This is a genomic window from Streptomyces sp. NPDC048257 (genome assembly GCF_043201855.1).
Classification (GTDB): Bacteria; Actinomycetota; Actinomycetes; order Streptomycetales; family Streptomycetaceae; genus Streptomyces.
In genome coordinates, this window is the sequence record NZ_JBICZI010000024.1 from 48,596 (window position 1) to 75,193 (window position 26,598).

Genomic DNA, 26,598 nt, shown 5'->3' on the forward strand with positions numbered 1-26,598 from the left:
GACTGTACCGCAGCTCAGGGGGTGCAGTCGAACCGGAGCGCGCCGCCGGTCACGGGGCCGCCGCGTCCACCGCCTTCACGATCCGTTTGTCGGAGACCGGGTACGCCGTCCCGAGCGCGTGCGCGAAGTAGCTGACGCGCAGCTCCTCGATCATCCAGCGGATGTCGGTGACCGTGGACGGGACCGGCCGCCCCTTCGGCAACTGCTCCAGCAGCCACGCGTACTCGTCCTGCATCTCGTGGACCTTCTCCATGCGCGTGGTGTCGCGCTGGACGCCCGTGGGCATCTGCTGGAGCCGCCGGTCCACCGCCACCAGGTAGCGCATCAGGTCCGCCAGCCTGCGCAGCCCGGTGAGCGTCACGAAGCCGGCCGGCATGAGGGCCGCCAGCTGCGTCTTGACGTCCTGGATGTTGGCGACCAGCGCCAGGCTGCCGGTGGCCTTCAGCCGGCGCTCGCACGCCTGCCAGGCGGCCAGCACCTGCTGCACCTGGCCCACCGTCCGCACGGTCGTGTCTACCAGGTCGGCGCGGACGGCCTCGTAGAGCTTGCGGAAGCCCGCCTCGTCCCATGCCGGGCCGCCGTGGTCGGCGATCAGCTTGTCGGTCGCCGCGGTCGCGCAGTCGTCGAAGAGCGCCTGGATGGAGCCGTGCGGGTTCCTGGACAGGGCCAGCTTCTGCTGGTTGGTCAGGTGGTCCGAGGCGAACTTCGCCGGGTTCACCGGGATGTTCAGCAGGATGAGCCGGCGGGTGCCCAGCCACATGGCCTGCTGCTGCTCGGCCTCGGTGTCGAAGAGCCGTACGGAGACGGTCGAGCCCTCGTCCACCAGCGCCGGGTACGCCTTCACCGGCTGGCCCGCCCGGCGGGTCTCGAAGACCTTGGTCAGCGTGCCGATCGTCCAGTCGGTCAGCCCGGTCCGCTCCACCGACTCTCCGCCCGCCCGCTCGGCGGTCGCCGCGGCGGCCTGGGAGAGGGCCTGGCGGGCCTTCGGCTTCAGCCTGAGCCGCAGGGCTTCCAGGTCCTTGTCCTCGGCGAGGTTCTTGCGGCGCTCGTCGACGATCCGGAAGGTGATCTTCAGGTGGTCGGGGATCCGGGTGAGGTCGAAGTCCTCGGCCGAGACCGGCACCCCGACCATCCGCTGGAGCTCGCGCGCCAGCGTGACCGGCAGCGGCTCCTGCAAGGGCACCGCCGTGTCCAGGAAGCGGCCGGCGTAGTTCGGCGCGGGCACGTAGTGCCGGCGGATCGGCTTCGGCAGCGAGCGGATCAGCTCGGTGACGACCTCCTCCCGCAGGCCCGGGATCTGCCAGTCGAAGCCCTCGTCGGTGACCTGGTTCAGCACCTGGAGCGGGATGTGGACGGTCACGCCGTCGGCGTCCGCGCCCGGCTCGAACTGGTAGGTCACCCGGAACTTCAGCTGCCCCTGCCGCCAGGAGTCCGGGTAGTCGGCCTTGGTGACCCCGGCCGCCTTCTCGGTCAGCAGCATCTCGCGCTCGAAGTCGAGGAGTTCGGGCTCCTCGCGCTTCTTGTGCTTCCACCAGGAGTCGAAGTGCGCCCCGGAGACCACGTGAGCGGGGATCTTCTGGTCGTAGAAGTCGAAGAGGGTCTCGTCGTCCACCACGATGTCGCGGCGCCGGGCCCGGTTCTCCAGCTCCTCCACCTCGGTGAGGAGCTTGCGGTTGTCGGCGTAGAACTTGTGGTGCGTCCGCCAGTCACCCTCGACCAGCGCGTTGCGGATGAACAGCTCGCGCGAGACCTCGGCGTCGATCCGTCCGTAGTTGATCTTCCGCTGGGCGACGATCGGTACGCCGTACAGCGTGACCTTCTCGTACGCCATCACGGCCGCCTGGTCCTTCTCCCAGTGCGGCTCGCTGTACGTGCGCTTGATCAGGTGCTGGGCCAGCGGCTCCACCCACTCGGGCTCCACCTTGGCGTTCACCCGGGCCCACAGCCGCGAGGTCTCCACCAGCTCGGCCGACATCACGAACTTCGGCTGCTTCTTGAACAGCGAGGAACCCGGGAAGATCGCGAACTTGGCGCTGCGGGCACCGAGGTACTCGTTCTTGTCGGTGTCCTTGAGCCCGATGTGCGAGAGCAGACCGGCCAGCAGCGAGACGTGGACGACCTGCTCGGGGGCATCGGCCTCGTTGACGTGGATGCCCATCCCCTTGGCGACCGTGCGCAGCTGGGAGTAGATGTCCTGCCACTCCCGGATCCGCAGGAAGTTCAGGTACTCCTGCTTGCACATCCGGCGGAACGAGGACGAGCCGCGCTCCTTCTGCTGCTCGCGCACGTAGCGCCACATGTTCAGGAACGAGAGGAAGTCGCTGGTCTCGTCCTTGAAGCGGGCGTGGTGCTGGTCGGCCTGGGTCTGCTTGTCCGAGGGCCGCTCGCGCGGGTCCTGGATGGACAGGGCCGCCGCGATGACCATGACCTCGCGGACGCAGTTGTTCTTGTCGGCCTCGATGACCATGCGGGCCAGGCGCGGGTCCACGGGCAGCTGGGAGAGCTGGCGGCCCATCGGCGTGAGCCGCTTCTTGTGGTCCTTCTCGGCCGGGTCCAGCGCGCCGAGCTCCTGGAGCAGCTGCACGCCGTCGCGGATGTTGCGGTGGTCCGGCGGGTCGATGAAGGGGAACTTCTCGATCTCGCCGAGCCCGGCCGCGGTCATCTGGAGGATGACGGAGGCCAGGTTGGTGCGCAGGATCTCGGCGTCCGTGAACTCCGGGCGGGCCAGGAAGTCGTCCTCCGAGTACAGCCGGATGCAGATGCCGTCGCTCGTACGGCCGCAGCGGCCCTTGCGCTGGTTGGCGCTGGCCTGCGAGATCCGCTCGATGGGCAGGCGCTGGACCTTGGTGCGGTGGCTGTAGCGGGAGATCCGGGCGGTGCCCGGGTCGATCACGTACTTGATGCCGGGGACGGTCAGCGAGGTCTCGGCGACGTTGGTCGCGAGAACGATCCTGCGGCCGGTGTGCTGCTGGAAGACGCGGTGCTGCTCGGCGTGCGAGAGGCGTGCGTAAAGGGGGAGAACTTCGGTGAAGCGCAGGTTCCGTTTGTTCAGGGCGTCCGCGGTGTCGCGGATCTCGCGCTCGCCGGAGAGGAAGACCAGGATGTCTCCCGGCCCCTCGGACTGGAGCTCGTCCACGGCCTCGCAGATCGCCGTGATCTGGTCCCGGTCGGAATCCTCGGCCTCCTCCCCTTCCTCCAGGAGGGGCCGGTAGCGCACCTCCACCGGATAGGTGCGCCCGCTGACCTCGACGATCGGCGCCTCGCCGAAGTGGCGGGAGAAGCGCTCGGGGTCGATGGTCGCCGAGGTGATGACGACCTTGAGGTCGGGACGCGCCGGCAGCAGCGTGGCCAGGTAGCCCAGCAGGAAGTCGATGTTGAGGGACCGCTCGTGCGCCTCGTCGATGATGATCGTGTCGTACGCGCGCAGCTCGCGGTCCGTCTGGATCTCGGCGAGCAGGATGCCGTCGGTCATCAGCTTCACGAAGGTCGCGTCCTGGTCCACCTGGTCGGTGAACCGGACCTTCCAGCCGACCGTCTGGCCGATCTCGGACTTGAGCTCCTCGGCGATCCGCTCCGCGACCGTGCGGGCCGCGATCCGGCGGGGCTGGGTGTGCCCGATCATGCCGCGGACGCCGCGGCCCAGCTCCATGCAGATCTTGGGGATCTGCGTGGTCTTGCCGGACCCGGTCTCGCCCGCGACGATCACGACCTGGTGGTCGCGTATCGCCTCGGCGATCTCGTCCTTCTTCTGGCTGACGGGCAGGTTCTCGGGATACGTGACCTCCGGCATCCGCGAGGCACGGCCGGCCAGTCGCTCGGCGGCCTTGGTGGCCTCCGCGGCGATCTCGTCGAGCACGGCCTGCTTGGCCTCGGGCTTGCGGATACGGCGGGCGCCCTCGAGGCGGCGGCCGAGGCGGTGCGCGTCACGGAGGGAGATCTCACCGAGAAGCGTCTGCAGGGCGGCGAAGGAAGTAGACATACCTGATCGAGGATCTCACCTGGGCCCTCCGGGTGGCGAACGCATTTGTCGGGTGGACCCGTACCATTTCGGGACGAGTCCGTCGGTCGCACGAATGAGAGGCAGCCCACCTTGTCCCGCCCCCGTCACGTCTGGAGCCTGCTCGGCGTGGTCCTGGCGGTACTCCTGGGCTGCGCGGCCCCGGCGGCGGCGGTCGGTTCGGTCCGGACGGCGCCGGCCCCGATCCCGATCCCGGCCTCGGCCCCGGTCCTGATCTCCGACGCGGCCCCGGCCCGGGCTCAGCCCCACGCGGCCGCGTTCACCGAAGGCGAGGGGCCCGCCTGTGCGCCGCGGGCCCCCGAGCGCGGCGGTACGCCCGCGGTCCCCCCGCGCGCCGCGGGCGAGCACGCGCAGGTCCCGCCCGCCCGGCCGGTGCCCGACGAGGCCGGCCCGCCCGCGGCCATGCCCGTACGAAGCCCCGTACGCGGCCCCGGCCGCCCGGCGCCCGACCGGCTGGAGCTGTGCGTGATGCGGGTCTAGGGAGCGCCTTGCCGATCAGCAAGACAACCCCTGGGAAGCCGGAGCCGGTCCCCCGGTCCCGCCTCGTCACCCGCAGCACTGGAGCACCCGCATGCCCTCTTCCAAGACCTCCACCAAGCCCCTGCAGATCTCCGCCGGGGTCGCCCTCGCCGCGATCACCCTCGGGATCGTCTCCTGGCAGGCCAGCGCCCCCGCCGATTCCGGCTCGGCCGGCTCGGGCTCCGGCGCCGTGGCCGCGCCCCGGGCCGATCCCGCCGCCGAGCTCAAGGCGCTGGCCCGCCGCGAGGCCGGCGACAAGCTCGCCGTCGGCCGCGCCGACGCGCCCGTCGTGCTCATCGAGTACTCCGACTTCAAGTGCGGCTACTGCGGCAAGTTCGCCCGGGACACCGAGCCCGAACTGGTGAAGAAGCACGTCGCCGACGGCACCCTGCGCATCGAGTGGCGCAACTTCCCGATCTTCGGCGCCGAGTCCGAGGCCGCCGCCAAGGCCGCCTGGGCGGCCGGGCAGCAGGACCGCTTCGACGCCTTCCACGCCGCGGCGTACGCCGACGGCTCGAAGGAGAAGGGCTTCGCCGAGCCGCGGCTCCTGGAGCTGGCCCGGGAGGCCGAGGTCCCCGATCTGGAGCGCTTCACGGCGGACATGGCCGGCGAGCAGGCCGCTGCGGCACTGAAGAAGGACCAGGAGGAGGGCTACCGCATCGGCGTCACCTCCACCCCGTCCTTCCTGCTGAACGGCAGGCCGATCGCGGGCGCCCAGCCGCTCGACGCCTTCACGGCCGCCATCGCCAAGGCGAAGGCGGAGGCGGCGAAGCAGTGACCGACATCGGATACCTGGCCGCCCTGCTGGGCGGCCTCCTCGCGCTGCTCAGCCCGTGCAGCGCCCTGCTGCTGCCCGCCTTCTTCGCGTACTCCATCGACTCCACCTCGCGGCTCCTGGCGCGCACCGGGATCTTCTACGCGGGCCTCGCGAGCACCCTCGTACCGCTCGGGGCGGCCGGCTCGTACGCCGGGCGGTTCTTCCACAGCAACCGCGACCAGTTGGTCCTCGCCGGCGGCTGGCTGATCATCGGGCTCGGCCTCGCACAGATCCTGGGCCTCGGCTTCGCCTCGAAGCGGATCTCGGCGCTGTCGGGCCGGATCCGGCCGACCACCGCCCTGTCCGTGTACGCGCTCGGCGCGGTCTACGGGCTGGCCGGTTTCTGCGCGGGCCCGATCCTGGGCAGCGTCCTCACCGTCGCCGCGGTCAGCGGCAGCCCCGTCTACGGCGGCCTGCTGCTCGCGGTCTACGCCCTGGGGATGGCCGTCCCGCTCTTCCTGCTGGCCCTGCTCTGGGAGCGGTTCGAGCTGGGCGGGCGGCGCTGGCTGCGCGGCCGGGCCTTCGCGGTCGGCCGCTTCGAGCTGCACACCACCTCGCTGCTGTCCGGGCTGTTCTTCATCACCCTGGGCGCGCTGTTCCTCGCGTACGACGGGGCGAGCGCGCTGCCGGGGCTGCTGGACGTGGACGACTCGTTCGCGGTGGAGCAGTGGGTCGGCTCGCTGGCGGACGCGGTGCCGGACTGGGCGCTGCTCGGGCTGGTCGCGGCCGGGGCGGCGGCCGTCGGCGTCGTGCAGTGGCGCCGGCGCTCCAGCCCCACGGGCGAGACGGAGTAACCCCAGAAGGCCCCGTCCGATGGACGGGGCCTTCTTGATGGTGGCTGGGGCCGGGGTCGAACCGGCGACCTATCGCTTTTCAGGCGATCGCTCGTACCAACTGAGCTACCCAGCCACGAAACCGTTTCCGGCTTCAGCGATCCTGACGGGACTTGAACCCGCGACCTCCACCTTGACAGGGTGGCGAGCTAACCAACTGCTCCACAGGACCTAGCAGTGTGCGAGACCAAGTCTTGCACACGGTAATGCGTACCCCCAACGGGATTCGAACCCGTGCTACCGCCTTGAAAGGGCGGCGTCCTGGGCCACTAGACGATGAGGGCTAAAGGCCCGCCGGGCACTTCTTCAGCGCGTCGGGGACGTGAGAAGCATATGGGATCCGGGGAGCTATCGCCAAAACGGTTTCCCCCGGAGCGACAATGGCCGGGTGCTGGAGATGACGCGCGAGGAGTTCGAAGAGCTCGTCGCAGAGGCCCTGGACCGGATCCCGCCCGAGCTGACGCGGCTGATGGACAACGTGGCGGTGTTCGTCGAGGACGAGCCGCCCGCCGACGACCCCGAGCTGCTCGGTCTGTACGAGGGGACTCCGCTGACGGACCGCGGCGAGTGGTACGCCGGGGTGCTGCCGGACCGGATCACCATCTACCGGAATCCCACGTTGCGGATGTGCGAGGACCGGGAGGGCGTGGTCGCGGAGACGGAGGTCACCGTGGTGCACGAGATCGCCCACCACTTCGGCATCGACGACGACCGGCTGCACGCGCTGGGGTACGGGTGACCCGGCTGCCCGTCCCCGGTGACGAGGCGGCGGAGGCGATCGATCCGGACGTCGACCTGCACGTACCCGCGCAGCGTGCCGAGCCGCAGGGCCGGGTGCTCGCGGCGGTGGCGGCGGGCGGCGCGCTCGGGGGCGCGGCGCGGTACGGGGTCTCCCTGCTGTGGCCGGCCGGGGCCGGGGCCTTCCCGTGGGCGACCCTGTGGATCAACGCCTGCGGCAGCGCGCTGATCGGCGTACTGATGGTGCTGATCAGCGAGGGCGGCCGGACGGCCCCGCACCCGCTGCTGAGGCCCTTCGCCGGGGTGGGCGTGCTCGGCGGATTCACCACCTTCTCCACCTACGCGCTGGACTTCTCCCGGCTCCTGGACGAGGGAGAGGCGGGCACCGCGCTGGCCTACGCCGGGCTCACGGTGGTGGCGGCGCTGGGTGCGGTGTGGGCGGCGGCTTCGGTGACCCGGCTCGCGGTCCGGGGGCGCGGGCCGGGCCGGGCCGACCGGGCCGCGCCGTGAACTGGCTGCTCGTCGTGGCCGGCGCGGCCGTCGGTGCGCCGCTGCGCTATCTGATGGACCGTGCGGTGCAGGCGCGGCACGACTCCTCCTTCCCCTGGGGCACCTTCGCGGTCAACGCGAGCGCCTGCCTGGTGCTCGGGGTGCTGGCGGGGGCGGCGCTGGCCGGGGCCGCCGGCTCGCGGCCGCAGTTGCTGCTGGGGACCGGGCTGTGCGGGGCGCTGAGCACGTACTCGACGTTCTCGTACGAGACGCTGCGGCTGGCCGAGCGCGGACACCGGTTCCTGGCCGCGGCGAACGTGGTGATGTCGGTGCTGGTCGGGCTGGGTGCGGTGCACCTCGGTTCGCAGGTGGCGCGGCAGCTCTTCGCCTGAGGCCCTTCGGCCGAGGGCGTGTCCCTTACGGGCCCAAGGGAGTTGGGCACATTGACCCGCTCATGCGGAATGTTCACCCTCAGGCTCCGGAGGTGCCCCCGTGCGCCAGTTGTCCGCTTCCCTCCGACTGGCCGTCACCGCGCTCGCGGTCGCGGCGACGGCCGGCTGCATGAGCGTCGGCGAGGACGCGGCGAAGCCGGGGCCCGCCGCTTCGGGGGACCGCCGCAGCGGCGCCGAGGCGGGCGCGGGGACCGTCTCGGGGCGGGGCTCCGGGGTCCACGGCAATGGGCACGGCACGAAGGACGGTACGGGGAACCAGGACGGCAGGCCCAAGGAGGACGGCAAGGCCTCCGGTGCGACCGGGGCCTCGCCGAGCGCGGGCGCGCCGAGCGGCCCGCCGGGAGTGCCCGCGCCGTCGGCGGGACCGGGCGGCGGGGCGGGCGGGCAGGGCTCCCAGCAACCCCCTTCGGGCGGGTCGGGCGGCGGATCCGGCGGCCCGGGCGGTCCGGGTGGCGGGCAGCAGTCGGCCAGTCCGACTCCGGAGCCGCCGGCCACCCTTCCCCCTGTGACGGAACCCACGCCCGAACCGCCGAGCCCGCAGCCGGAGCCGACCACCCAGCCGGCGCCGGAATTGTAGGCCCGGCGGCCGTCCGACGGTGTCCGTCCGGCGCGGCCGGGCGCCGGACCTCGGGGCGTTTATGCAGGTCAGAGGCGCTATTGCCGGAGCGACTTGCCAGACCCCGGGGAGGGTGCGTATGGTTATAGATCGTTTGATCCCATTGCCCGGCGCCGAATCCGAAGAGCGCCGTGTGGCGCGTACTCTCCCTAGCCGTGGCTGACCGCATTGAGGCGGTCGATTTGCGATTCACGGAGTTTGGGCGCGTGCCGAGACTCCGGAAGGTTTCGCATTTCGCATGTCCATTTCCAGCTCTGACCGTTCCGTCATGCCCGAGAACGACTCCAACGAGATCATCGACGCCGAGGCCCTTGTGGTCACCGAGGCGATCGAGGCCGCTGAGGCGGACGAGATCATCGAGGCTCTTGAGGCCGACGTGAACACCGACGAGTCCCTCGAGGACTCGACCACCGACTTCGACGACGACGCGGACGCTGACGCCGACGCCGAGCCCTCGATCACCTTCGGCGACCTCGGTCTCCCCGAGGGCATCGTGCGCAAGCTCGCGCAGAACGGCGTCACCGCCCCCTTCCCGATCCAGGCCGCGACCATCCCGGACGCCCTGGCCGGCAAGGACATCCTCGGCCGTGGCCGCACCGGCTCCGGCAAGACCCTCTCCTTCGGTCTGCCGACCCTGGCCTCGCTGGCCGGCGGCCACACCGAGAAGAAGAAGCCCCGCGCCATCATCCTCACGCCGACCCGTGAGCTCGCGATGCAGGTCGCGGACGCGCTCCAGCCCTACGGCGACGTGCTCGGCCTCAAGATGAAGGTCGTCTGCGGCGGTACCTCCATGAGCAACCAGATCTTCGCTCTGGAGCGCGGTGTCGACGTCCTCGTCGCCACCCCCGGCCGTCTGCGCGACATCATCAACCGCGGCGCCTGCTCCCTGGCGAACGTCCAGGTCGCGGTCCTCGACGAGGCCGACCAGATGGCCGACCTGGGCTTCCTGCCCGAGGTCACCGAGCTGCTCGACCAGATCCCCGGCGGCGGCCAGCGCATGCTCTTCTCCGCCACCATGGAGAACGAGATCGGCACCCTGGTCAAGCGCTACCTGACGAACCCCGTCACGCACGAGGTCGACAGCGCGCAGGGCAACGTCACGACCATGACGCACCACGTCCTCGTCGTGAAGCCGAAGGACAAGGCGCCGGTCACGGCCGCCATCGCCGCCCGTAAGGGCCGCACCATCATCTTCGTCCGCACCCAGCTGGGCGCCGACCGCATCGCCGAGCAGCTCGTCGAGGCCGGCGTGAAGGCCGACGCGCTGCACGGCGGCATGACGCAGGGCGCCCGTACCCGCGTCCTCGCCGACTTCAAGGACGGCTACGTCAACGCGCTCGTCGCGACCGACGTCGCCGCCCGCGGTATCCACGTCGACGGCATCGACCTGGTCCTGAACGTGGACCCGGCCGGCGACCACAAGGACTACCTGCACCGCTCGGGCCGTACCGCCCGCGCCGGCAAGTCCGGCGTCGTGGTCTCCCTCGCGCTGCCGCACCAGCGCCGCCAGATCTTCCGCCTGATGGAGGACGCGGGCGTCGACGCCTCGCGTCACATCGTCCAGGGCGCCGGCGCCTTCGAGCCGGAGGTCGCCGAGATCACCGGTGCCCGTTCGCTGACCGAGGTCCAGGCCGACTCCGCGAACAACGCCGCCAAGCAGGCCGAGCGTGAGGTCGCCGAGCTGACCAAGCAGCTCGAGCGCCTGTCGCGCCGTGCCGTGGAGCTGCGCGAGGAGGCCGACCGCCTGGTCGCCCGCTCCGCGCGTGAGCGTGGCGAGGACCCGGAGGCCGCTGTCGCCGAGGTGGCCGAGGCCGCCGAGGCCGAGGTCGCGGCGGCTGCCGCCGCCGCTGCCGCCGAGCTGGCCGCGCAGGAGCGCCGCGAGGAGCAGCGCGCCCAGCGTGACGACCGTGGCAACTTCGAGCGTCGCGACAACCGCGGTGGCGACCGCGGTGGTGACCGTGGTGGCTTCCGCCGTGACGACCGCGGTGACCGCGGTGGCCGTCCGTCGGGTGGCTTCAACCGTGACGACCGTGGTGGTGACCGTGGTGGTTTCCGCCGCGACGACCGTCCGTCGGGTGGCTTCCGCTCCGGTGGTGACCGTCCGTCCGGTGGTGGCTTCCGTCGTGACGACCGTCCGTCGGGTGGCTTCAACCGTGACGACCGTGGTGGTGACCGTGGTGGTTTCCGCCGCGACGACCGTCCGTCGGGTGGCTTCCGCTCCGGTGGTGACCGTCCGTCCGGTGGTGGCTTCCGTCGTGACGACCGTCCGTCGGGTGGCTTCAACCGCGATGACCGTGGTGGCGACCGTGGTGGTTTCCGCCGCGACGACCGTCCCTCCGGCGGCTTCAACCGTGACGACCGCTCCTCGGGCGGCTTCAACCGTGACGACCGTCCGTCCGGTGGCTTCCGCGCCGGTGGCGGCGACCGCCCGTTCAACCGCGACCGTCGTGACGACCGTCCGTCCGGTGGCTTCCGCGCCGGTGGCGGCGACCGCCCGTACGGCCGCCGCGACGACCACCGTCCGTCCGGCTCCGGCTCCGGTTCCACCGGCGGCTTCGGCGGCCGCCGCGACGACAAGCCGCGCTGGAAGCGCAACGGCTGACCGCAGCTGAGCTGAACCCCTGAGAGGGCCCGTACGACACCCAGGTGCCGTACGGGCCCTCTCTCGCTCCCGGAAACTGATGGTGCGTAACTCCCCCGGACCGGCGGCGACAGGCCGGTCGGTGGATACCCGATCGGCTGACCGGCGCGCTCCGGCTATGCTCTGGGGTGAGCACCCGGAGGGCCATTAGCTCAATTGGCAGAGCAGCGGACTTTTAATCCGTTGGTTGTCGGTTCGAGTCCGACATGGCCTACTGCTCGCAGGCGGGGGTTAACCCCTCTGACCTGCTACTTAGCGCCTCGATTGGCTTCGGCCGGTCGGGGCGCTTCGTCATTCACGGCCCCGTGCGGGAGCGATGCGGGAGCGGCGGTGCTGGAACTCCCGTTCGTCGCCACCGCCGGACGCGCCCTCGGCACCAGCCGAGCGGCTGCCTCCGCTGCGGCCTTGTCGACCTCGGGCAGCAGGCTCGTGTACGTGTCCGAAGTCAATGTGATGGTGGAGTGTCGCAGCGTCTCCTTGATGGTGTGGAGGTCGCCACCGCCGGCGTGGGTGAGGGTCGCCGTCCCGTGCCGCAGGTCCCGGAGGTTGATGGGCGGCAGGCCGATCTCCTCGTAGAGGCGCCGGAACTCCTTGGAGACGGTGTCCGGGTGCAGCCAGGTGCCGTCCTCCTTGGTGAAGACCTTCCCCGTGTTCTGCCAGCCCTTGCCCCACTTGAGGCGCTCTTTGTTCTGCCGGACCCGGTGCGCCCGCAGAACGGCCACGGTGTCGTTGTCCAGGCCGATGGTGTTCGCGCTGGAGTCGGTCTTCGGCTCCGACTCGTACGGCGTCCACCCGTCCTGCACGATTTCGCTCGCGACGGTGAGGAGCCCGGCGTCAAGGTTCACGTGCGTCCAGTCCTGGCCGACGCCCTCGCCGCGTCGGAGCCCGCGGAACGCGATCAGGTGGAAGAACGCGTACAGCCGGTGGTCTGACGCGTGGTCAAGGAAGGCCCCGAGCTGCGCCGGCATCCACACCATGACCGGGCTGGGCTTCTCGCCGGTCTCCAGCCACCGCTCCACGCGCTCAGCTGTCCACAGGAGCGGCTTGGGCCGCTTGCCCGACTCAAGCTCTACGTGCGCGGCCGGGTTGAAGGTGACGAGCTGCCGAGCGATCGCCGCGTTCAGGGCGGCCCGCAGCGTCCGCCGGATGCTCTGACGGGTCGCAGGACCCGTGAGCTTCCGGAACGGCTTCATCTCGGCGAGCTTCTCCTTCTCCAGGGCCAGCCTGGCCCGCTCGGCCGCCACGGGCCGCCCCGCCTTGCTCGGCTTGCACAGTGCGATCTGATCACGGCGCTCCTGGTTCTCGGCCGCGATCACCTCGTTCTCGTCGGCGATGGCGTCGAACATCTCCACGAGGTGCCCGACGCTGAGCCGGTCCAGCAACGGCCCGAAGAGGAAACGGCCCACCATCGTTACGTGCACGGTTGCGAGCGACCGGTCGATGCGTCTCCCACGCGCAGGAGACGGCGTGACTGGCCGTGCAACTCCGCTTCCATGGCAGCGGTCACAGAGGCCCACGGGACGGTGGGAGTCCCGAAGAGCGACCAGTAGTCGTACAGGTCTCGGACCACGGCGCTGACGCCGAGGCGCACAGCGGCTGGATCAATCGAACCGATGACCCGCCGCGTGATTCCGCCCGCTCCTCGGGCCGCAGGAGTAATCCCGTGGCTGAGGAGGAGCGTGGCGGTGCGGATGGCGTCCAGCGTCTCTGCTGGTGCTGCCTGGGCGAAGCGGCCGTAGATCAAGTCGTGCCAGCCCAGTTGGGTGCGCGCCCATGCCAGACGTTCCAGTCCGGTGCCGAGGTCCACGGCCATGTGCTCCGGGCTCTCGACGTTCCAGAGGAGGACGATGTCGCCGAGGGTGAGGTCCAGGTGGCGAAAGCGCAGCGTTACGCCTTCGACCTGTCGTCGCCGCCACGTCGTGAGACTGCCGTAGATGCTCAGATGCCGGCTGTGGAAGCCGAGCTGGGACAGGACAGACAGCCAGCCATCGAGGATGGATCCGTACGCGTCCAAGTTCTGCACGGGTTGGACGCGGGAGATGTTGACGAAGGAGGTCAGGAATCCTTCGCACAGGGCGCCGGCGGTGTCGCGCTGGCCGGTGAAGCGTACGACGGGCTGAGGGAGGAAGCCGGTCCGGTACGTGTGGGGCTTGCCCTCCTTGAGGAGTGGGTCGAGGGCTTGGACCGCGGAGATGGTCAGTTCGGTCTCACGGCCCCATCGGAGCGGGAGACAGAGGGCACGCGGGGCGCCGTCCCTTGCGAAGCTGCTCTCCAGCTCGTCGAGGAGTTCCCGCCATGAGGGCGGGCGGCGGGGTGGTCGATAGGGGGTACCACGCTGCGGATGCCGGATCTCGATGCGGGAGTCGGCGACGGTGAACTCCCAGTGCCCGCCTAACGCCGCATGGAGCGCAGCGGGTATCCGTTCCGACAGAGACTTTCCGTCTCCACTGGCCGTGCTGGTCATGCTGACCGTGCCGCCATCGCCCGGAAGTGCCGGGCGGGATCGAATCGGTGCTGCCCGATCTCCTGGACCTGCCGGTGGTCGAGGCTCTCCGCTCGCTCGATGGCTTGAGCCAGCTGGCGGGCCGCTGTCTCGTCGTCCTCGTCTGGGTTGCCCACGGTGATCGCGCCGGTCTGGTCGCAGAGGGCGGCTTCGGCACAGGTGCCTGTGCGCCAGGTGAGGGCGGCCATGGGGGTGCCGGCGCGGAGGGATTCGCCGAAGACAGCGGCGCCGGCCTCCACGTAGGTGCGGGCGTAGGTATAGACGAAGACGGACGCGTCGCGGATGGCGGCGGTCTTGGCGGGGCCGCCGAGTTCGCCGACCCACTTGACGTGGTCCGCGCTGAAGAGCCGGTCGTGGCGTCGTACGTAGCCCTCGTCGAAGACCGGTCCGACGATCCGAATCCGGCGGCCGAGTATCTGAGCAGCACGTACGGCGATGTGCGGAGCCTTCTCCTCGTCGATCCGGCCGAGCCACACGAGGTCGGTACCGGCGACCGCCGCCGGTTCCTCCTCGTTGAGGCCGAGGTGCACGGCCAGCTCGGGGATCGGCTGGTGGTCGGCGTACCGCTCGATCATCTCGGGCGAGTAGCAGTAGAGCCGTGACCTTTTGCCGTCGAAGGCGGTAGCGGCGTGCTGGAACACCGGAGAGTGCTGGAACGTGGCGACGTCGCAGTCCAGTTCGGTCCACGTCCGGGTCCAGGCGGGCAGCGAGGGGTACTCGTGCCCCACGACCAGGAGGTCGTATCGGGCGCCGCGGAGCTCGCGCTCGGCGAGCGATCCGGCGGTGATGTCCTCCAGGCGGACCGGCTTACGGACCCAGTCGTTCTCCAGGTCCGTGAGCCAGCCCGGCCCCAGGAGGTGTACGTCGGCGCCTGCGGCTCGGGCGCCTACGGCGACCGCCCACAGCCATCGTTCGATCCCGCCGTACCCGGCGGGTGGAAAGGCGTAGCTACCAGGGAAGTCGCAGACGCCGACGAGCACGTTATGCCTCCGGTGTTCCGTCCGCCGAGATACGGCGGAAGCCGAGGTACGGGAAAAGGGATTCGGGAAGGACGAGGGAGCCGTCCTGCTGCTGGCACTGTTCGAGGAGCGCGGCGACGGTGCGGCCGATGGGGAGGCCGGAGCCGTTGAGGGTGGCGACGAGCTTGGGCTTGCCGTCCTCGCCTCGGGTGCGGATGTTCGCCCGGCGGGCCTGGAAGGTGCCGAAGTTCGAGATCGAGGAGATCTCGCGGTACGTGTTCTGGCTCGGGATCCAGACCTCGATGTCGTACGTGAGCTGGGCGGAGAAGCCCGTGTCACCGGCGGCCAGCTTGACGACTCGGTAGGCGAGGCCGAGTTCCTTCAGGCACGCCTCGGCGTGGCCGACCATCGTCTCCAGCGTGGCGTCCGCGTCCGCCGGGTCGACCATCTGGACGATCTCGACCTTGGCGAACTGGTGCTGGCGGATCAGGCCCCGGGTATCGCGGCCGTACGAGCCTGCCTCGGACCGGAAGCACGGCGTGTGCGCGGTCAGGGACAGCGGCAGGTCGGCCGGCGGGATGATCTCGTCGGCATAGAGGTTGGTCAGCGGTACCTCGGCCGTCGGAATGAGGAACAGCTCACGGTCGGCTACGCCGGTCTTGAACAGGTCCTCCTCGAACTTCGGCAGCTGTCCGGTGCCGGTCATCGTCTTGCGGCTGACCAGGTACGGAACCGCGTGCTCGACGTACCCGTGCCGACGGGTGTGGATGTCGAGGAAGAGCGTCGCCAGGGCACGCTCCAGGGCGGCTCCCGCCCCGCGGGAGACGACGAACCGGGGGCCCGACAGCTTCGTCGCCCGCGCGAAGTCGAGCATGCCGGTGCTCTCGCCGAGGTCGACGTGGTCCTTCGGCTCGAAGGAGAAGGCCGGCGGGGTGCCGACACGGCGGACCTCGACCGCGAACTCGTCAGAGTCGCCGTCCGGGGCTGCGTCGTCCGGCAGGTTCGGGATGGTCAGGAGCAGCTCGGTCAGCTCCTCCTGCACCTGTTCCTGCTCGGCGTCGATGTCCCGGATCTGGTCCTTCAGCTCGCGGGCACGCTCCTTTAGCTTGGAGATGTCGCCGCCCTGCTTGGCCGTCTGCTGGACCTCGCTCGCCGCCCGCTTGGCCTCCGCCCGCAGCTCGTCGGCTGAGCGGATGCTCTGGTTGCGCCGGGACTGGAGGTCTTCCAGCCGGGACAGGTCCAGGGAGTAACCGCGACGAGCGAGCCGACGAACTGCTTCGGCACCCATTTCAATCAGGGCGCGGGCGTCATGCATGAGGAAGATCCTTTTTATCCAGCGAGTGGGATGGGGATACCGCATCGACGGTAGCAACCGTCGACCCCTCACTGATCCGCAATATCGTCGAGTCACCATCGGTGGCTGATTCGTGGTGATCGCTCGTATCAAGATCGTCCAACAGTGCCGTGATGAGGATGGGGAGCTCGTCATCGGGTATGGCGACCGGCTCGACGTACGGGGCCTCCGGGAAGAACAGCGGGATGGGGTCGTCTGGCGAGCGGTCCCGGTGCCAGAGCAGTACGGAGACGAGCAGACCGTGGCTGACGAGTACACGGGGACCGGGGTGCTCCAGGGCGGCGAGGACCCCGGAGAGCATCCTCCGGATGCCCTCGCGCTGGGATTCTGCGGCACCGGGTGGACGCTGCCCCGCACCGTGAGTGTCGAGCCAGACCGCGTATTCGAGGAACGGGCTGCCCTCGAATTCCCCGTAGTCGAGTTCGTTCAGCCGGCCATCGACAACCAGCGTGGCCGCGGGAACGCCCATCAGAAGAGAAGTCGTCTGCTTGGCTCGCGGGAATTCGCTGGTCAGCCACGTGGACACGGAGTGTAAGGGGAGGATGGTCCAGGCACGGCTCAGTGACTGCCGGCCTTCCTCGTTGAGGTGGATGTGCTTGGTCGGGTCGCCATTGACGAGGTACCGCTTGCTGTAGTTCGTCTGGCCGTGGCGAACGATGTAGGTGGTCACGTTCCGCTCCGTGGAGTTGATGCCGAGAGGTCGGAGAGCACTTCCGCCATCTGCGGTGCTCTCGGGTCGTCGGTCTCCAGGTAGAAGAGGAGACCGTCGAGGGCGAGCAGGCGGCACCAGGGCGCGAGTACGGGGATGGGGATCCGGGAGATGCGTGAGGCAGTGGTCAGCCGCTCCCCGGTCCTGCGGGCGAGGTCGTAGTAGACGGTCCAGAACGCCCAGTCGAACGCCGGGTCACCCACCATGGGGAGCGGGTCGATCAGGCGCGGGTGCGCCAGCCAGTCGAAGGGCACGTTCTCCCGGTACAGGTCCGCGTGCAGGACCGTCACCCGGCTCGGGTCTTCCTCAAGGTCGGTGAGTGCCGGCAGGGTGGCGTCAACGAGAGGGCGCCAGGCGCCGGTGTCGAGCGCGTGCTCCCGTCGCTGGATCCGGGGGAAGACTTCCCCGCCGAGGTAGGTGGCGAGCCGGGGGAAGTCGTTCGGTCGGTTTCTGCGCCGCCCGAGGGTGTGGAGTCCCTGGAGGGCAGCGGCGACCATCGGCGTCTCACGCGTCGGCCGATCCGCTCCCCCGGGCCGCCCCCCTACGAGTTCGAGGGCGGCCACAGCCAGATCGTCCGCAGCCTCCAAGACGTCTGCCGTGGGTCCACCGGCCCACAGGCGCAGAGCGTCCACCTCGTGGCGGTAGCGGTCGGGGTCGAACCAGGCTTTGAGGAGCAGCGGACGCCCGTCGAGGTCGGTCGCCGTGGCGATCACCGAGGCGTGTCCGGCGTCGAAGTAGTCCCCGAACGAGAGCTTCCAGCGTTCCGCAGCCACCGCTAGCAGGCCCGGGGCTGCATCGAGCCAGCCCTCGGCTCCGTTGCCGTAGTGCGCGAACAAGCGCCGCCGGCAGCCTGCGGGGATCTCTCCGAGCGTCCGCTTCAGCATCAGCTCAGCACGATCCCGTCGGAGACGAGTTCGTCCGTGAGGGCCGGGAACTCGGTGAGGATCTCCGCGACCAGGGCCTGCACCTTGTCGACCTCGGCGTCAGGAGCGGAGAGGCGGACGAGGATGCGCCAGGGCTCGTCGAGCCGCTGCCCGGTGGTGCTCACGAGGTGCACCTCCGCGTGGCCCGCGGTCGCCTCGTGGAGCCGGGAGGCCAGCCGCTGCGCGGCGATGTTGTAGAGCTTGCCGACGTGGTAGACGGGGTTCTTGCCGTTCGCCCCCTCCAGGTTCATCGGCCGCAGCGGGGTGATGAGACCGTTCACGCGGTTGCCTCGGCCGACGACGCCCTCGTCACCGGACTCGATGGAGCTGCCGGTGTACGTCAGGTACAGCTCGTCCTTCTCCGGCACGTCCCGGGCGTTCAGCCGGAAGCGGGTCTCCGCCCCGGACATCCGGAGGGCGGCGAGCCGGTGGCACTCGGCCAGAACGCTCTCCGAGTTGCGGACGTACTCCGCCCGGCTGGCGACATGGCGCGACTTCTGGGGGACGCACAGCACGACGTCCGCCCGGTCTCCGTCCCAGTAGCCCATGAGCTTGACGTCGGAGCCGCACCAGGCGTGGGCGAGGGTGAACTCACTCTCGCCGGAGAAGTGGTCCACCAGCTCGCGGACGAACGACTCGAACGGGTTCTCCGGCGCCCAGCCCGTCCCGAGGGACGTGTCATTGGAGAGCCGCACCCGCCGCTCGCGGAGGTCGTCGATGGAGCGCGGGTTGAACCAGCGGGTGCGGTCCGGTACTCCGTCACCGGTGAGGACGGCGCCCGGGCTGGAGTTGCTGGTGATGTTGAAGGTGATGTCGAGGTGGTTCGACACCTCGGGGAGCCGCTCGGCGAAGAAGGCCCCGACCTCGGCCTCGACGATCTCCTTGACGGGGATTCGTTCCCCGCCGCACATGGGCGCGGCTCGCCCGTTGACCAGGACGCGGACGGGGGACGTCATCCCGCCGGCGCCGTAGCGGACCTCGCTGGCCCCACCGAGGAGGGCGAGCTTGTCGAAGTTGTGGTGCAGGACGGCACCGAAGTGCTGAACGGTGTAGTGGCTGTAAGCGCGGGACAGCCGCTCGGCGAGGTGGTCCGCCAGGGTGTCGGGGTGGCCGAGGCCCTTGCGCTCCACGATGGTCGTCGCGTCCGGCGTGGCCCTGCCGGTCTCGATGACGAGGTGGCTGTTTCCGATGGTCGTGCTCGTACGAGGCATCACGAACTCCCAATCAGGATCGGAGAAGGGGTGAGCGCAGGCGTCAGCGCGCCTGGTCGAGCGAGAGAGCGGAGGTTCAGCGGGGAACGCCAGCGGCACGAAGGAACGAGACGACCCGAGCAAGCTCCATGCATGCGGCTGCGGGATGCTCTTCGGTAGTGAGCCGGTCGACGTCGTGCGTGAAGATCAAGTCGAGGGCCGATGGCCGCCGCCGATCGAGCCAGAGAAGCAGGCGCCAGGCCAGCACTGGACCCTCCAGTGGCAGCTCTGACATGCGATCGACTGGGATGCGGCCAGGCAACGCGTCCTCGTAGATCAGATCGCGGACGAGGTGAAACACCACGTCCGCGTAGTCCACGACAGCCGGACCGCGTCCGCTGGCCTCCCAGTCCACGACATGCAGGCCCCCACCATCGACCAGCAGGTGCTCGGGTTTGAGATCTCCGTGGAGGTGGACGACTGGATGCGATTCGAGCGGCCGGAGGGCCTTCTCCATCGCCGCCCACCAGGGCTTGGTCCTGCAGCGTCCGGAGAGCTGGGCCAGGAGGAAGCAAGACTGCGTCGTAGGGTCGCCTGGACCCGCCGTCCAGCCAGATCCTGGCGGGAGGTCGACAGCGGGCTGATGTAGTCGGCCAGCCACATCACGCACATGGCCGAGGTACTCATCGATCGCCCTGTCCGTGCCGATCGAGCAAGGAGTGCCGGGCAGCATCCGGAACACGGTCCAGGAACCGGCTGTGCCGTGGCCTGTGGCCAGGACGGCCGGAACCGAGAATCCTCGAATCGCAGCGAGCCCGACTGTCTCGACCTCACGCCGACGACGACCTTCCGGGTCAATGCCCAGATAGACCTTCATCAGCGCACTGCCGTCCACCGACCGCCGCGTCCTGGAGTACGGCTTGACGGTCGCCAACCCGAACGGACCGAGACGGTGTTCGGTCTCTAGCTCTGTCGCCTCAACGTTGAACCCCATCTCACCTCCGCCTTCCGTGTCCGCTTGAGTGGTACAGACGGAGGCGAGGTGACCCCGCCGCCGTGCTTGCGCCAAGTAAGCCCGACTCCCCCCAGTTCGGCAGTGGACGGGGTTAACAAGGGGCTCCGTTAACTGTTAACTCGCCACGCCAGAGGCCCCTTTGGCCGCATGATGAGAAGGGGCGGACCGCGAGGTGTTTCGGGGGAGCGATGAAGTCCAGGAGCAGGCTCCAAGAGGTAAGGCAGAGCCGCGGATGGAGACAGGGCGACCTCATTGACGCCTTGGTCGGCGCCGCTGAGCGCCTCGGCGTCGAATCGCCCTCAGCGGCCAGCTGGAAGACGCTCATCTCCATGTACGAGAACGGCCGGCGCCCGGTGAGCGCGGATCACCAGCCGCTCTTCCGTGAGGCGTACCAGGCAACGGACCGGGAGCTCGGCTTCCCGGAGTCCGAGTTGCTCTTGGGCGGCCAGACACCGCACCCGACCGGTTCCTTCCTGCGGACCAAGTTCCCCGTGCCTGTCAGCCCCGAGATGTTGCGGTACCTGACGTCCCTCCTCGACCAACACGCGCAGGCCGAGCCGCTTGTCGGCCCGCAATTCCTGATGGCCCCTGTCCAGAGCCAGATGCCCCTCATCGAGCAGATGTGCCGAGATGCGTACGGCCCCTTACGCGAAGACGTGCTGCGCATCGGCGCGAGATACACAGAGTTCCTGGGCTGGCTGCATCAGGACACAGACCGCGCGGACGAGGCCATGCGGTGGACCGGCCTGGCGATGGAGTACGCCCAAGAGCTGGGTGACCCGATGCTGATCGCGTACCTGTTCCAGCGCCGCAGCAACATCGCCACCGAGGCAGGACACGCAGGCCACGGTGCGGGGCTCGCCGGCGCCGCCCTCCGGTACGCCGCTGAACTCTCACCCCGGGTCCACGCCGTCGTGCTGCGCCAACTCGCGAACAGCAAGGCCAGCCTCGGAGAACATGCCGAGACCGCTCGCGCCATCGACCAGGCCCTTGTCGCTGCCGACAGAGGCGATGACGCAGACCCCATGGCTGGGTACTGCTCGGTGGCGTACATCGAGATGGAGGGTGCGAACTGCAACGTGCGCCTGGAGCGGCCCACCCAAGCAGTGGAGACCTACCGGGAGAGCCTGAGCCACTGGCCGGCGGTGCAGGAGCGTGACCGCGGCTTATGCCTCGCCAGGCTCGCTACGGCGAACGCCATCCTCGAGGACGTTGAAGGCGCCCACCAGGCTGCTGAGCAAGCCCTCGGGATCGCCCAACGAACAGGCTCGGCACGCATCCTCAACGAGCTGTACCGACTTCAGACCCGTCTTGCGCGTTGGCACAAGCTGGTGGAAGTTTCAGAATTGAACAGGGAGCTGGACGCCATGAAGAGAGTCGCTCCCTAGCCGACTTGAGGGAGTGCTGTGAACCTGCTGCCGACCGCCACGAGCACAGACGTCCAAGAGCAGCAGCCTCGTGTCGCCGTTCTCCCAATCGGATCCTTCGAGCAGCACGGCCGCTACCTACCGCTCATCACGGACACGGCCATCGCCTGCATCATCAGTCAGGAGATCGCCGACGCCTACCCCGTGCACCTGCTCCCGCCGATCACCATGTCGTGCAGTCACGAGCACGCATCGTTCCCAGGCACCGTCAGCATCAGCGCCAAGACTCTGTTCGCCGTGGTCGACGACATCCGGGCCTCCCTCGCACGATCTGGCATAACCAAGCTGGTGATCGTGAACGGGCACGGGGGGAACTACGTCCTGTCGAATATCGCTCAGGAAGCCAACGTCGACGGCCCCGCTGTGTCCCTCTTCCCGCTCGGATCGGACTGGGACCGCGCGCGGGACTACGGAGGACTGACCTCGGACAGGCACGGCGACATGCACGCCGGCGAGATCGAGACCTCGATCCTCCTGCACGCTGCCCCAGAGCTGGTGCGGGAGGGCTATTCCGACGCGGACCACGATGGCGGCGCCCGCCCCTTCCTCCTCGTGCAGGGGATGAGCGCCTACACGGAGTCGGGCGTGATCGGCTATCCGTCCTACGCAACTGAGGCCAAGGGCAAGGCCGTGCTGGAAAGCCTGAGGATCGGCTTCGCCGCACACCTCAGCCTGCTTAGCGGAGTTGATGAAGCCAGCCCCCAAGGTCGCTGAAGTCAGCGGGCAGAGCGAAGCGGGCGCGTCAGGACTCGTCGGAGGTCGTTGCCTTCAAGAAACGCTCGACTTCATTGGCGACGCCTGGTTCGGCTGTCGACGCGCGGGATCCGAGACGCGTGGAGCCCTCATGCACTCCCAGCCCGCCCACCCACACGTATCCGAACGACGACTCACCATCGATGTTCGGACTGATCTGGATGTCCAGCTGCTTGAGCTGCGTTGGGGGCGCCGCAAGGTAGAGGGTGGCGGTCACCCTTCGCTGGGGGTAGAGGTTGAAGTCACGGATGCGGTCGGAGCCGCCCTCGTCGATGAAGGCGCCATGTCCCCCCGCCCCCACGCGGACTTCGTAGTGGTACGGATGCGAGCTCAGACTGATCGAGAAGTACTCGGAGCCGCGGTTCTCGAACGTCACCTGGAAGCTGACGTACGTCAGCCCCTTGGCGGCCTGGTCACGACCACGTGGCGGCACGGCCTTCTTGAGGCTGTGCACACGGACGCGCAGCCCAGCCCACTCCTTAGACTGATAGTCCTGCCAGTCCCCAACGACGTTCGGCACGTTCACGTCTCCACCCCCTGTGAGGCCATGAAGCCTAAAACGGCCAGGACCCACCAGGGAAGCCGAGGCCCTGGCCCCCTCCCCGCAGAGACCGCCCCGCCGCGGGGTAGCTGACTTACGCAGGCGATGCCCCGCTCGACGACAGCCCGAGAGGGGCGTCGCACGCAGTCACCCGCTCGGGGGTGTGATTTCTTCCGGGAAACCAACTCGATGGGATCTCGAAAAGAGTTTCGATCATGGCTTGAACCCCATTTCGAAGGGCTGTGCGCCTGCTCGGATGGGCTGTCTTTTGCCATGAGGATCTTGGCTTAAGTTCACCTGGCGAGACTGGCCTGTAAGTCGCTCTTGCTCACCCGCTGAGCCAGATTTACGATCGCCAACTTATGTCGCTGATGGTCTGGATATTCAGTGGCTGCTGGGGCGAGTGGGACTAGGCGGGGGCCGCGAATGAGTCAGGGAAGTGCCGAGCCGACTGCTGTCATCTCTGAGGCGGATGAGGCGGAGCGGCAGGAGTATTATCGAAACCGCGTAAAGATCTTCGACGAGATCGAAGATGATCTCCGGACGTCGCGGACTTTTCAGAGGATCTACGTTCTGTGCCTGATGGGCGGGATCATCCTCACCTTCCTGCTGGGCTACACGGTCATCGTGGGGCTGTGGGAGTCGCAACCTGTCTTCACTCGGTGGGCTGGCCTCATCATCGTCAACTGCCTGTGGATCGCGATGGGGTGGGCGCTGTGGAAGAACCGCAAGAAGATCGTCAACCGGACTGGTGCACTGCGTAACGCACTTCAGGACCGGCAGACCGCCGCCGCCCGGCTCCCCCTCGACTCACCCTCCGGACTCCGTATCTATCGTGAAGCATCCCTTGATCTGATTGACCAGTATCGGAAATCAGCGAACAAGAATCGACGCATCCACAACTTCTTCCAAGGCATCATCATTACTGGGTCGATCGTCACGTCCACGCTTGCGGCGATGAATGAGGGAAGTAGTCAGGTCTTACGGATCTCCGCATCTGCCCTCAGCGCACTCGTCGGCATTTCGGCCGGCGTGACTGGATATTTCAAATTCCGCGAGCGTGGATACAACCTCCAGTCGACGGCCGATGACATTGAGAAGCACTACAACGCGTCGCAGTTCATGCTTGACGAGTACGCAGGTCGAGATGATGAGCCACCACTGCTTGAGGCTGAGCGGCTCAGGATGTTCGCGCGTTACGTGGAACGGCTGAAGGAAGAGCAGAGGAAGCGCGAGCTTCAGCTCGAAACGTCCAGCTCCGGCAATGAGGAGCGTGCGAGCTGATGTTCGTTCAGTGTGCTCCGGCGAGCCTGTGCTGTGGATGTGACAGAAGGCCCGAAGCGGGCCGCGACTTCGCCGAGGTCAGGCGCTTGACGTGGCTTCCTGGAGACCCGCAGTGAGCCCGCACACAGCGAGATGGTTCCTAGCCCCACGTTGGCAGTGGAAGGCCCGACGACTCATCGCTGCTCATGGTGCATCTATGTCCCACACGACCGCCTGGTGCCTTGTCGCGCTCGCACGAGATCCGGGGTACATCCCTTTCGTGCGGCACATCGTTGCTCAGCGACCGCCAGGCGAATCGGTGGCGCCGGGGGTAGTCCTTGACTCGTGGCAAGGCCTTGAGCCGCGTGAGCAAGCGAGACGCATCGCCTGGCTCGACCGGCATAAGGCAACGCCTCTGCACCGACTGGGTGTGCCTGAGGAGGTCATTGAGTTAGCCGGCCTCCACGTAGTTGAGTGGCGGCTCCCGCCAGGGCGAGACGTGGCTTCCATCGTTGCCCAGAACCGCCCACGCTCCTCAGGCGATTTCTCGTGAGCCCTGAAGCCGTCTGTTGATCGGCTGAGCGGGGGGCGCCTGGTCGGGAGAGGAAGAGCAGCAGCCTGTGTTGCGGTTCTCCCGATGGGGTTGGACCGGGACCGTGTGCCACGACGAAGGACTGAGCCCAGGTCGACACAGTGACATGCACGCCGGCGAGATGGATACCTCCGTCCTCCTGCATGCTGCCCCGTGCTGGTATGGGATGAGCGGCTACCCCGCCTCCGGGGTGAGCGGCTGCCCGTCTGCCACTGAGGGCAAGGCTGTGCTCGAATTTGTCGCACACCTCAGCCCGCTGGGCGAAGTTGATGAACGGGCCCCCGAAATCGCTGAAGATGGAGCGCGGCACGGCGGCGCCGAGCCAGGAGCCAAGAGCAAGCGAGGGGAACGGGGACAGCGTGACTGACGTGGAGCGCATGCTCGAAGAGGCGCAGGCCATGATGACGGAGGAGGTCTTCGAGGGGGTGCTGAAAGCGCAAGGCATCGATCCCGATGACCTGGCCTCGCTTCAGGACCTGCTCGCCATCGGTCTCACGAACGGGGCATGGCGCAACAGCTGCGTGGAGAACTGGCATGCCGAGGGGCGTCTGTCCGACGGCGACATGCTGCGGATCAACAGCCACACCACGCTCGGTATACGCCAGCGCCTCCGCGGATGGTGCACGGAGTACGGCATCACCTCGGGGAGCAGCGAAGCGTTCGAGAGCGTCACGGTCGAGGACGTGGACGTCCTTGGGCATCGACTCTTCAAGTGGCTGACCAACCCCGACCGCAAACTCCCGAGCGGCATGACCTTGGGCGAGCTCGCGCGAACCGATGAAGACCTCGCGGAGTACGAGGATCATGCGGACGGAAAGCTGGGAGCTTTCGCAGGCCAGATGGAGAAGAAGGGCATCCGCCACGGCATCCTCTACACGGCTGGCCACGGCGCACTGGCCTGCGACCGCTGGTGGGGTCATCCCACCTGGCCCGCGCGCGTCGACCGTTTCATATCCGTACTGGACACCCCCGCGGATCCCCACTGGGGCATGGACGGCGAGCGCCTCAAGCGCCTGGGCCCAGAGCCGGCCGCCTTGCAGGATCGTGCCGCCCTGCGCGGGACAATGCTGCGGACGCCGTGGGAGCTCGACGCGGAGGCTGCGGAGTGGGTCGCGGACTCCGGGATCGGGTACCTGACGGTGACCGTCTGAGGGCGATCTCCAGCCCGCTACCCGACGGTGACCGGACCCATGCTCTTCGCCCATGTGTGCGGCAACGCGCGTTCCTGGGATGTGTAGAATCTGGCGCAGAGGGTCGGACCTGACTGCACAGTCTCACGGTCTGGCAATCGAAGAATTTCGGTGGTCATTGCGTTAGGGAAACGCCCGGTTACATTCCGAACCCGGAAGCTAAGCCTTTCAGCGCCGATGGTACTGCAGGGGGGACTTTGTGGGAGAGTAGGACGCCGCCGAATAGATTTAGGAGGCCCTGTCTGCGAATTCGCAGACAGGGCCTCTCTTTGTGTTCCAGGGTTGTTCCTTCTCACCTGGCCGGGTGGATTGAGCTCCGTAGGCGCCCGAGGGTAAGCAATCTCGGGCGCCGCGCTGCCGGCTGTTCGGGTCAGGCGTCAGTCAGGCGAAGCGCAGCTCATCCCAGGAGAGAAGGCCGTCAGGTTCGTTCGCGAACCAGGCGTAGGAGCCGTGGGCGAGGACTGGAAGCGACTTCTTGGCCTCGGAGGCCGTCCGCGATTCGAAGGCTGTAAGGAACCGGCACTTCTCGGCCTCAAGGCCGTGGGCCGTTGCCCAGTCGATGAGGGCCTGCCGGCGTTCCTCGGTGACTGGCCCGTCGCTTGCCACCACTTCGATGAACCAGAACTCGTCGCGGCTAGGGGCCAAGTCAGCCATAAGGCAATCCGGGAGCAGGGTGGCCTGGTCGACTTCCAGGCCCATGTCCTTCAGCGCCTTGCCATCGAGAAGGTTTACCTTTTCCCCGGGCTGAGAGATGAAGAGCACGTTGGGCTCAACCAGGCTAGCGGCGAACTTCTCCACTACGCCCTTCAGAATCCAGCTGCTCGCGCCAGGGTGGAGCGTTCGCGTGCCCGCCCCCGGCAGTCGTGAGCGGGATTGAGACTCTTCAAGCTGGACGCACACCTTTCGACTTTTAATCCGTTGGTTGTCGGTTCGAGTCCGACATGGCCTACCGCTCAGAGCGCCCCACCCGATCCGTCGGGTGGGGCGCTTCGCTGTGCCCACCGAGCGGATGCCCCGTCACCCCCATGAGCCGCGCGGTAAACCCGGTGAAGACGG

At 68.4% G+C, this 26,598-nt stretch carries 22 protein-coding genes, 4 tRNA genes, 1 rRNA gene and 1 pseudogene; 14 read left to right on the forward strand and 14 right to left on the reverse strand.

Annotated elements, in window-relative coordinates:
- Positions 1-49: 49 nt before the first annotated feature.
- Positions 50-3,979, reverse strand: coding sequence for an ATP-dependent RNA helicase HrpA (gene hrpA, locus ACGFZK_RS31155; protein WP_393852192.1), 3,930 nt, complete (start codon positions 3,977-3,979; stop codon positions 50-52).
- Between the two features lie 111 nt (positions 3,980-4,090).
- On the opposite strand from hrpA, the gene ACGFZK_RS31160 reads away from it, so the two are divergent.
- The 3 genes from ACGFZK_RS31160 (at position 4,091) to ACGFZK_RS31170 (ending at position 6,148) form a co-directional block, all read left to right on the forward strand.
- Positions 4,091-4,498, forward strand: coding sequence for a hypothetical protein (locus ACGFZK_RS31160; protein WP_393852193.1), 408 nt, complete (start codon positions 4,091-4,093; stop codon positions 4,496-4,498).
- A 91-nt stretch (positions 4,499-4,589) separates the two neighbouring features.
- The gene (locus tag ACGFZK_RS31165) at positions 4,590-5,315 is read left to right on the forward strand and encodes a DsbA family protein (protein ID WP_393852194.1); all 726 of its coding nucleotides are present in this window, start codon (positions 4,590-4,592) and stop codon (positions 5,313-5,315) included.
- The gene (locus ACGFZK_RS31170) at positions 5,312-6,148 is read left to right on the forward strand and encodes a cytochrome c biogenesis CcdA family protein (RefSeq protein WP_393852195.1); all 837 of its coding nucleotides are present in this window, start codon (positions 5,312-5,314) and stop codon (positions 6,146-6,148) included. Before ACGFZK_RS31165 ends, ACGFZK_RS31170 begins: the two co-directional genes overlap by 4 nt.
- Positions 6,149-6,186: 38 nt before the next feature.
- Here the strand turns inward: ACGFZK_RS31170 and ACGFZK_RS31175 are convergent.
- The 3 genes from ACGFZK_RS31175 to ACGFZK_RS31185 form a co-directional block, all read right to left on the reverse strand.
- Positions 6,187-6,263 (reverse strand) — tRNA-Phe (locus ACGFZK_RS31175).
- A gap of 22 nt (positions 6,264-6,285) precedes the next feature.
- Positions 6,286-6,359 (reverse strand) — tRNA-Asp (locus ACGFZK_RS31180).
- A gap of 39 nt (positions 6,360-6,398) precedes the next feature.
- Positions 6,399-6,471, reverse strand: a tRNA-Glu gene (locus ACGFZK_RS31185).
- A gap of 104 nt (positions 6,472-6,575) precedes the next feature.
- On the opposite strand from ACGFZK_RS31185, the gene ACGFZK_RS31190 reads away from it, so the two are divergent.
- The 6 genes from ACGFZK_RS31190 (at position 6,576) to ACGFZK_RS31215 (ending at position 11,337) form a co-directional block, all read left to right on the forward strand.
- Positions 6,576-6,926 carry a metallopeptidase family protein gene (locus tag ACGFZK_RS31190; RefSeq protein WP_393852196.1) on the forward strand — a complete coding sequence of 117 codons (351 nt, stop codon included), beginning with the start codon at positions 6,576-6,578 and terminating at the stop codon, positions 6,924-6,926.
- Entirely contained in the window at positions 6,923-7,435 is a 513-nt protein-coding gene (locus ACGFZK_RS31195) for a CrcB family protein (protein ID WP_393852197.1), read from the forward strand. Before ACGFZK_RS31190 ends, ACGFZK_RS31195 begins: the two co-directional genes overlap by 4 nt.
- Positions 7,432-7,806 (forward strand): fluoride efflux transporter CrcB, encoded by a 375-nt coding sequence (gene crcB, locus ACGFZK_RS31200; RefSeq protein ID WP_393852198.1) that lies wholly within the window; start codon positions 7,432-7,434, stop codon positions 7,804-7,806. Before ACGFZK_RS31195 ends, crcB begins: the two co-directional genes overlap by 4 nt.
- 100 nt (positions 7,807-7,906) lie before the next feature.
- Positions 7,907-8,443 (forward strand): hypothetical protein, encoded by a 537-nt coding sequence (locus ACGFZK_RS31205; RefSeq protein WP_393852199.1) that lies wholly within the window; start codon positions 7,907-7,909, stop codon positions 8,441-8,443.
- 277 nt (positions 8,444-8,720) lie between these two features.
- A complete protein-coding gene (locus tag ACGFZK_RS31210) occupies positions 8,721-11,084 on the forward strand; it encodes a DEAD/DEAH box helicase (RefSeq protein ID WP_393852200.1) in 2,364 nt (787 codons plus the stop codon).
- A 180-nt stretch (positions 11,085-11,264) separates the two neighbouring features.
- Positions 11,265-11,337, forward strand: a tRNA-Lys gene (locus ACGFZK_RS31215).
- A gap of 34 nt (positions 11,338-11,371) precedes the next feature.
- Here ACGFZK_RS31215 and xerC read toward each other — a convergent pair.
- The 8 genes and pseudogenes from xerC to ACGFZK_RS31255 all read right to left on the reverse strand — a co-directional run.
- A pseudogene (gene xerC / locus ACGFZK_RS31220) lies at positions 11,372-12,502 on the reverse strand (tyrosine recombinase XerC); the annotation flags it as partial.
- A 32-nt stretch (positions 12,503-12,534) separates the two neighbouring features.
- A complete protein-coding gene (locus tag ACGFZK_RS31225; RefSeq protein WP_393852201.1) occupies positions 12,535-13,587 on the reverse strand; it encodes a hypothetical protein in 1,053 nt (350 codons plus the stop codon).
- Positions 13,584-14,606: a glycosyltransferase gene (locus ACGFZK_RS31230; RefSeq protein WP_393852202.1), complete on the reverse strand. Its 1,023-nt coding sequence runs from the start codon at positions 14,604-14,606 to the stop codon at positions 13,584-13,586. Before ACGFZK_RS31230 ends, ACGFZK_RS31225 begins: the two co-directional genes overlap by 4 nt.
- Before the next feature lies 1 nt (position 14,607).
- Positions 14,608-15,900, reverse strand: coding sequence for a serine--tRNA ligase (serS, locus tag ACGFZK_RS31235; RefSeq protein WP_393852203.1), 1,293 nt, complete (start codon positions 15,898-15,900; stop codon positions 14,608-14,610).
- Positions 15,893-16,609: a histidine phosphatase family protein gene (locus ACGFZK_RS31240; RefSeq protein WP_393852204.1), complete on the reverse strand. Its 717-nt coding sequence runs from the start codon at positions 16,607-16,609 to the stop codon at positions 15,893-15,895. Before ACGFZK_RS31240 ends, serS begins: the two co-directional genes overlap by 8 nt.
- Complete coding sequence (locus ACGFZK_RS31245; RefSeq protein WP_393852205.1) at positions 16,606-17,532, reverse strand: aminoglycoside phosphotransferase family protein; 927 nt, start codon at positions 17,530-17,532, stop codon at positions 16,606-16,608. Before ACGFZK_RS31245 ends, ACGFZK_RS31240 begins: the two co-directional genes overlap by 4 nt.
- Positions 17,532-18,782 carry a methionine adenosyltransferase gene (locus tag ACGFZK_RS31250; protein ID WP_393852206.1) on the reverse strand — a complete coding sequence of 417 codons (1,251 nt, stop codon included), beginning with the start codon at positions 18,780-18,782 and terminating at the stop codon, positions 17,532-17,534. The genes ACGFZK_RS31245 and ACGFZK_RS31250 overlap by 1 nt, the downstream gene beginning before the upstream one ends.
- Positions 18,783-18,858: 76 nt before the next feature.
- Positions 18,859-19,755 (reverse strand): phosphotransferase, encoded by an 897-nt coding sequence (locus ACGFZK_RS31255; RefSeq protein ID WP_393852207.1) that lies wholly within the window; start codon positions 19,753-19,755, stop codon positions 18,859-18,861.
- A gap of 350 nt (positions 19,756-20,105) precedes the next feature.
- On the opposite strand from ACGFZK_RS31255, the gene ACGFZK_RS31260 reads away from it, so the two are divergent.
- Positions 20,106-21,164, forward strand: coding sequence for a hypothetical protein (locus ACGFZK_RS31260; protein ID WP_393852208.1), 1,059 nt, complete (start codon positions 20,106-20,108; stop codon positions 21,162-21,164).
- 18 nt (positions 21,165-21,182) lie between these two features.
- Positions 21,183-21,917: a creatininase family protein gene (locus ACGFZK_RS31265; protein ID WP_393852209.1), complete on the forward strand. Its 735-nt coding sequence runs from the start codon at positions 21,183-21,185 to the stop codon at positions 21,915-21,917.
- A 28-nt stretch (positions 21,918-21,945) separates the two neighbouring features.
- On the opposite strand, the gene ACGFZK_RS31270 is transcribed toward ACGFZK_RS31265, so the two are convergent.
- Positions 21,946-22,482 (reverse strand): hypothetical protein, encoded by a 537-nt coding sequence (locus tag ACGFZK_RS31270; RefSeq protein WP_393852210.1) that lies wholly within the window; start codon positions 22,480-22,482, stop codon positions 21,946-21,948.
- Between the two features lie 441 nt (positions 22,483-22,923).
- On the opposite strand from ACGFZK_RS31270, the gene ACGFZK_RS31275 reads away from it, so the two are divergent.
- The 3 genes from ACGFZK_RS31275 (at position 22,924) to rrf (ending at position 25,766) form a co-directional block, all read left to right on the forward strand.
- Positions 22,924-23,781, forward strand: a complete 858-nt coding sequence (locus ACGFZK_RS31275; protein ID WP_393852211.1) for a DUF4231 domain-containing protein — start codon at positions 22,924-22,926, stop codon at positions 23,779-23,781.
- A gap of 939 nt (positions 23,782-24,720) precedes the next feature.
- Positions 24,721-25,503 carry a hypothetical protein gene (locus ACGFZK_RS31280; RefSeq protein WP_393852212.1) on the forward strand — a complete coding sequence of 261 codons (783 nt, stop codon included), beginning with the start codon at positions 24,721-24,723 and terminating at the stop codon, positions 25,501-25,503.
- Between the two features lie 146 nt (positions 25,504-25,649).
- Positions 25,650-25,766: ribosomal RNA gene (gene rrf / locus ACGFZK_RS31285) — 5S ribosomal RNA — on the forward strand.
- Positions 25,767-25,923: 157 nt separating this feature from the next.
- Here rrf and ACGFZK_RS31290 read toward each other — a convergent pair.
- Positions 25,924-26,544 carry a BsuBI/PstI family type II restriction endonuclease gene (locus ACGFZK_RS31290; RefSeq protein WP_393852213.1) on the reverse strand — a complete coding sequence of 207 codons (621 nt, stop codon included), beginning with the start codon at positions 26,542-26,544 and terminating at the stop codon, positions 25,924-25,926.
- Positions 26,545-26,598 lie beyond the last annotated feature (54 nt).